Genomic DNA, 872 nt, shown 5'->3' on the forward strand with positions numbered 1-872 from the left:
TAACGCCTGCATAAGCGGCGGCGGTGCGTGGTGAAAAATAGTGCCATAATGAGCGACAGCGAATGCACTATTTTGCGCCGCGTAGCGCCGTCCAGTGGAGGCCAAAGGCCGGAACGATGCTTGATGCATTTGTTAGGCAATCGATACGCAGCTATTTTGCTTTTTTATTTTTTGAGAAAATGAAGCCCTTAGCGAACACAACAACGCCAAGCACTATCAAAGACAATATAAAATAATCCCAGAATTGAAAGTCACTAAACATCATGAATCCTTATGATAGAGCCATGATACGAGGGTTACGCATGATCTCAGCCTCAACAAGCAGGGTATCGTATATTCCATTGCTTCGAAGAAATGCTGAAACACTTTGAGGCGTCGCCCTCTTACTGGCAGTTATACATATAGAGTTATCAATCGCAGCCATCATCATACTACCAGCTGCCAATCCTGCATACCCAGCAGCCCCTATTGCCGATAGAGTTACTATCACACCACCAGCACCAACTTCCGCGACTGATAAAGCTGCGGCAGCACTAATTCCAGGGTTTAAATTTGCAGCAGCAACCAAAGCACCAACAGTTGTTAAAGCTTTATCATATGTGTCGAAAAAACCACCAGGAACAGGCGCTCCGAGGGCGTTCATACGCTTTTCAAAAGCGTCATACCAACTACATTCACTCATCGTCTTACTTCCTCCTTGAAATATCTATACAGACGATTACTACGCAAAAAATGGGGCTATGCCTAACGCTGAGGTAACCGGCCCAGCTGCGTTGTGCCAACATGTGGTAAAAAGCGTAGCGACCACATGTTGGCGCGGCGTAGATGGGTCCGCGTTGACCGGATAGTTAAAACGGTGCCGGTACCAACCT

Annotated in this window: 1 protein-coding gene; it reads right to left on the minus strand. The window is 46.9% G+C overall.

All coding sequences use genetic code 11. The features are described from left to right. Positions 1 to 271 precede the first annotated feature (271 nt). Positions 272 to 682, minus strand: a complete 411-nt coding sequence (locus D9N13_RS11795) for a hypothetical protein (RefSeq protein ID WP_290589936.1) — start codon at positions 680 to 682, stop codon at positions 272 to 274. Positions 683 to 872 lie beyond the last annotated feature (190 nt).

The sequence above is a fragment of the Ketobacter sp. GenoA1 genome (assembly GCF_003671475.1).
GTDB lineage: Bacteria > Pseudomonadota > Gammaproteobacteria > Pseudomonadales > Ketobacteraceae > Ketobacter.